Below are 5053 nucleotides of genomic sequence, written 5' to 3'. Positions count from 1 at the left end.
CGGGTCGCAGGCACCACCACCGCCTCGTCGAGGCCGAAACGCGTCACGAGGCCGCGCTCCAGCCCGGCCTGCCGCGCCGAGCGCGCGTCGATCCGGATCTTGACCAAGCCCTCGGTCCTGGCCGCAGCCAGCATGCGCACCACCTTGATCCGGCTGAGACCCAGCGCCTCGGCGATCTGCTCCTGCGTCAGCCCCTCGACGTAATAGAGCCATGCCGCGCGGACCTTGGCGTCTGCGATCGGCTCCTCGCGGTGAGAATGTCCGGCGTCGATGATGTCTTCCAACGTTCCGTCGCCACGCTGCCTGCTCGTCCGCAGCATCGCAGCATCGCACCGGAAAAGGCAACCGTATTGAACATATGTTCGCTTGACAGCACGAAAGATCTGATCTTTTGTTCTATTCAAAGAACATATGTCCTAGGGAGATGCCACGATCATGGCCGCGATCCAGACGCCGTCGCCGTTCGGCGCGCCCGCTGCGGGCCTGTCCCTGGCCGAGGCGCTCGAACACCGCGAGAAGGCTGGCAAGCGCGTACGCGTCGGCCTGATCGGCGCCGGCCAGATGGGCACCGACATCGTCGTCCAGATTTCGCAGATGGCCGGTATCGAGATCACCGCCGTCGCCGATATCGCGCCGGAGCGCGTCGGCGAGGCGGCTGCGCTCGCCGGACGCAAGGGCGAGGTTGACACCATCACCGACGAGGCCGGACTCGACGCCAGCAGGCGCAGGGGCCGCATCGCCGCCACGACCTCGCTCGACCTGATCTGCCGCTCGCCGTCCGTCGACGTCATCATCGATGCCACCGGCAATCCTGAGGCCGGCTCGCGCGTCGCGCTGACAGCAATCGGCGAGCGCAAGCATATCGTGATGATGAATGTCGAGGCCGACATCACCATCGGGTCGTATCTCGCCGTCGAGGCAGCCAAGGCCGGCGTGGTCTACACACTTGGCGCCGGCGACGAGCCCGCCGCTGCGATGGAGCTGATCAACTTCATCCGCGCCATGGGCTATCCGGTGGTCGCGGCCGGCAAGGGCAAGAACAATCCGTTCCGGATCGACGCCGTGCCCGCCGACTACGTCGAGGAAGCCACCCGCCGCAACATGAATCCGCGCATGCTCGTCGAGTTCGTCGACGGCTCCAAGACGATGGTCGAGATGGTGGCCATCGCCAATGCCTGCGGCTTCGTGCCGGATGTTCCCGGCATGCACGGCCCGGCCGCGCCGAAGGACGAATTGCAGAACTATTTCTGCCCGCGGGAGGAAGGCGGCCTGCTCTCGAGGAAGGGCGTCGTCGATTTCTCGGTGGCCAAGGGCGTCGCGCCCGGTGTCTTCGCCGTCGCGGAAATGCGCCATCCCCGTGTCCGCGAGCGGATGAGCGACCTGCATCTCGGCCCGGGTCCCTACTATTCCTTCTTCCGGCCCTATCACCTGACCAGTCTGGAAGTACCTCTCTCGGCAGCGGCCGCCGTCATCTTCAACCAGAGCCATATGCGGCCGCTGCCGGTGCCGACTTCGGAAGTCGGCTGCGTCGCAAAGCGCGATCTCGCCGTCGGTGAGACGCTCGATGCCATCGGCGAGTACGGCTATCGCGGCTTCGCGCTCTCCCGCGCCGACGCGCAGGCGCGCAGGGCCCTGCCGATAGGGCTCGCCCAGGGCGCGACGATGACCCGGCCGGTCCGCAAAGGCGAGCTCATCACGCTGGCCGATGCCACGCCGGACGAGCGGCTCAAGATCGTCGAGGTGCGCCGCGCCCAGGACGCGATGGTCGCCGCGTTGACCTCCGGAGCCCAGGCATGAATACCCATCAGAAGCCGAACCAGCGGCCTGAGCTCGCCGCGCTCGACGATGCGACAGTGGCGCAGGCGCTGACCCGCATGCACCTGATCCGCAAGTTCGAGGAGGCAGCCGAGGCGAGCTATATGCGTGGCCTGATCCACGGCACGATGCACCTCTCGATCGGTCAGGAGGCAAGCGCCGTCGGCACGACGCTGCCGCTCGAAGCGCACGACTACATCCTCTCGACCCATCGTGGCCACGGTCACTGCATCGCGCGCGGCGCCGAGCCGAAGCTGATGTTCGCCGAGTTTTTCGGCAAGGAAACCGGTTACTGCAAGGGCCGCGGCGGCTCGATGCATATTGCCGATGTGGAGGGGGGCAATCTGGGCGCCAACGGCATCGTCGGCGGTGGCCTGCCGATCGCGGTCGGCGTCGGCATGAGCATCAAGGCGCAGAAGAATGGCCGGGTCTGCATGGTCTTCTTTGGTGATGGCGCCTCGAACGAAGGTGCATTCCACGAGGCGCTGAACATGGCCTCGATCTGGAAGTTGCCTGTCGTCTTCGTATGCGAGAACAACAAATACGGCATGTCGATGGATATCGGCCGCGCCATGGCGGTGGCGAATGTGGCCGACCGCGCGGCCTCCTACGGCATGCCCGGCCATTGCCTGGACGGCAACGACCTCGCTGGCGTCGCGGCTGTCGCACGGGTTGCTATCGCGCGGGCCCGCTCCGGCGATGGGCCCTCGCTGATCGAGTGCAAGACCTATCGCTGGCGCGGCCATTCCAAGAGCGACCGCAACCTCTACCGCTCCAAGGAGGAAATCGAGGAATGGCGCAATCAGGACCCGATCCGGCGGCTTGAGGACGAGCTCAAGGCACATGACCGCTTCGATGCCGCCGCGTTGATGAAGCTGGAAGAAGACGCGCAGCGCGATATCGACGCCGCCGTCGAATTCGCCCGCGCCTGCCCGGACCCGGATCCGAAAGAGCTGACCCGTGACGTCTATGCCCTCTGACACGCTCGAAGCCGTGAGCGACATCCGCGAGCTCTCCTATGCCGAGGCCGTACGCGAGGCGCTCGGCCAAGCGATGGAGACGGACGAGCGCGTTTTCCTGTTCGGTGAGGATGTCGGTGTCTATGGCGGCGCCTTCGGCGTCTCCGGCGATCTCGTCCACCGCTTCGGCAAGGATCGCGTGATCGATACGCCGATCAGCGAACTCGGCATCGCGGGGGCGGCGGTCGGCGCAGCCATTACCGGCATGCGCCCGGTGCTGGAAATCCAGTTCTCGGATTTCGTCACGCTCGCCATGGAGCAGCTTGTCAACCAGGCGGCCAAGATTCGCTTCATGTTCGGCGGCAAGGCAAGCGTGCCGATGGTCGTGCGCCTGCCCGGTGGCTCCGGCACGGGCGCGGCCGCCCAGCACAGCCAGAGCCTCGAAGCCTGGTTCGCTCATGTGCCGGGACTCAAGGTGCTGCAGCCGAGCACCCCGCATGACGCCAAGGGCATGCTGCTCGCCGCGATCGATGACCCCAATCCGGTCCTGATCTTCGAGCACAAGCTGCTCTACAAGACCAAGGGCCACGTTCCTGCCGAAGTTTATCGCGTGCCGATCGGCAAGGCCGCGATCCGCCGCGAGGGGGCGGACGTCACCATCGTCGGCTCTTCGATCATGGCCCGCAAGGCCGAGGCCGCGGCCGAGCGCCTCGCCGCCGACGGCATCTCGGCCGAGGTCATCGACCTGCGCTCGATCCGCCCGATCGACTTCACCACGATCGCCGAGAGCGTGCGCAAGACGCATCGCCTGCTGGTCGTATACGAAGGCGTGAAGACCATGGGCATCGGTGCCGAGATCTCGGCGATGATCGCCGAGAGCGAGGTCTTCGATTTCCTGGATGCGCCGATCATCCGGCTCGGCGGCGCGGATTCGCCGATCCCCTACAATCCGGTTCTCGAGAAGGCGGCCGTTCCGCAGGAGGACGACATCGTCACAGCGGCCAGCAACCTCGTGCGTCGCGGGGAAGCCTGATGCCCATCGAGGTCATCCTTCCCAAGGTCGACATGGACATGGAGACGGGCACGATCGAGGCCTGGCACGTCAAGGAAGGCGATCAGGTCCGCCAGGGCGACACGATCTTCGAGATCGGCACCAACAAGGCCGTGATGGAGGTCGAGGCGCCCGCCACCGGCGCAATCCGGAACATCAGGGCCGAAACCGGCGTGCCCATCTCGGTCGGAACACCCGTTGCTTGGATCTATCTCGACGGTGAGGCCGCGACCGCACCGTCCGAGCCGGCTGCCGCCGCGGCTACCGAATCCCTCGCGAGGATCGACGCACCGATCGCCCAGGCGATTGCGATACCGCCTACGGCTTCAGGCCTGCGCGCCACCCCGCTTGCTCGCCGGATCGCCCGCCAGAACGGCCTCGACCTCAACACAGTGGCTGGCACCGGCCCGCGCGGGCGCATCGGCGAAGCGGATGTGAAGCGCCAGCTCCAGCAGCGGCCGTGCTGCGCTCCACAGGACACGGCTTCCGCGCCCGTCCCTGCGGTGAACGCCTCGCAAGGCCGCCTGCAACCCTTCTCTGCGATCCGCCGCATCGTCGCGAACCGGCTCTCCGAGAGCGTGCGCACCGCGCCGCATTTCTATCTCACCTCAGAGATCGAGATGAGCGCCGCGCGCGAGCTGCTCGGCCGCCTCGCCAGGCGCCATGAGCGCATCGAAGCGCCGAAGCCCAGCCTGACCGTGCTGATTGCCCGCGTCGCCGCGCGCATCCTGCGCGACCACCCGGTCATCAACGCCTCGGCCGAGGGCGAGGCGACCCGTTTCCACGAGCGCATCGATATCGGCATTGCCATGGAGCGCGACGGCGATCTCGTCGTGCCCGTGCTGCGCGATGCCGGCGGCATGGACATGCCGGCCATGACACGCGAGTTCGCCCGGCTTCGCGAGGGGATGGCCAAGCGTACGCTGACGCCGGCCGAGCTTGGTGGCGGTACCTTCACCATCTCCAATCTCGGCATGTACGGCGTTGACAGCTTCACAGCGATCATCAACCCGCCGCAGGGCGCGATCCTCGCGGTCGGCCGCACCGTCGACAAGCCGGTCGGCCGTGACGGTGAGATCGTCCTGCGACCGATGGCCAGCTTCACGTTGTCCTCGGACCACCGGATCGTGGATGGCGTCGCCGCTGCCCGCTTCATGGCCGATCTGCGCGAGGCGCTGGAAAGCCCGGAGATACTTTTGTGATTGAAGGGCGTTCGCGGCCGGGCAAA

5 protein-coding genes are annotated in these 5053 nt (G+C 66.6%); 4 read left to right on the top strand and 1 reads right to left on the bottom strand.

Annotated elements, in window-relative coordinates; all coding sequences use genetic code 11:
* On the bottom strand, positions 1 to 320 hold a 320-nt coding region (locus tag ACIPIA_RS10160), incomplete at its 3' end, for a helix-turn-helix domain-containing protein (RefSeq protein ID WP_400509110.1).
* A 115-nt stretch (positions 321 to 435) separates the two neighbouring features.
* On the opposite strand from ACIPIA_RS10160, the gene ACIPIA_RS10155 reads away from it, so the two are divergent.
* The 4 genes from ACIPIA_RS10155 to ACIPIA_RS10140 are packed head-to-tail and all read left to right on the top strand — an operon-like array spanning position 436 to position 5027.
* A complete protein-coding gene (locus tag ACIPIA_RS10155) occupies positions 436 to 1797 on the top strand; it encodes an NAD(P)H-dependent oxidoreductase (RefSeq protein ID WP_400509109.1) in 1362 nt (453 codons plus the stop codon).
* A complete protein-coding gene (locus tag ACIPIA_RS10150) occupies positions 1794 to 2795 on the top strand; it encodes a thiamine pyrophosphate-dependent dehydrogenase E1 component subunit alpha (protein WP_400509108.1) in 1002 nt (333 codons plus the stop codon). Before ACIPIA_RS10155 ends, ACIPIA_RS10150 begins: the two co-directional genes overlap by 4 nt.
* Positions 2785 to 3807 (top strand): alpha-ketoacid dehydrogenase subunit beta, encoded by a 1023-nt coding sequence (locus tag ACIPIA_RS10145; protein ID WP_400509112.1) that lies wholly within the window; start codon positions 2785 to 2787, stop codon positions 3805 to 3807. The genes ACIPIA_RS10150 and ACIPIA_RS10145 overlap by 11 nt, the downstream gene beginning before the upstream one ends.
* A complete protein-coding gene (locus ACIPIA_RS10140) occupies positions 3807 to 5027 on the top strand; it encodes a dihydrolipoamide acetyltransferase family protein (protein ID WP_400509106.1) in 1221 nt (406 codons plus the stop codon). Before ACIPIA_RS10145 ends, ACIPIA_RS10140 begins: the two co-directional genes overlap by 1 nt.
* The last annotated feature ends 26 nt before the right edge of the window (positions 5028 to 5053 follow it).

It is taken from the genome of Allobosea sp. CER48 (assembly GCF_044752385.1).
Lineage (GTDB): Bacteria > Pseudomonadota > Alphaproteobacteria > Rhizobiales > Beijerinckiaceae > Allobosea.
This window is presented reverse-complemented; position numbering and strand designations above follow the sequence as displayed.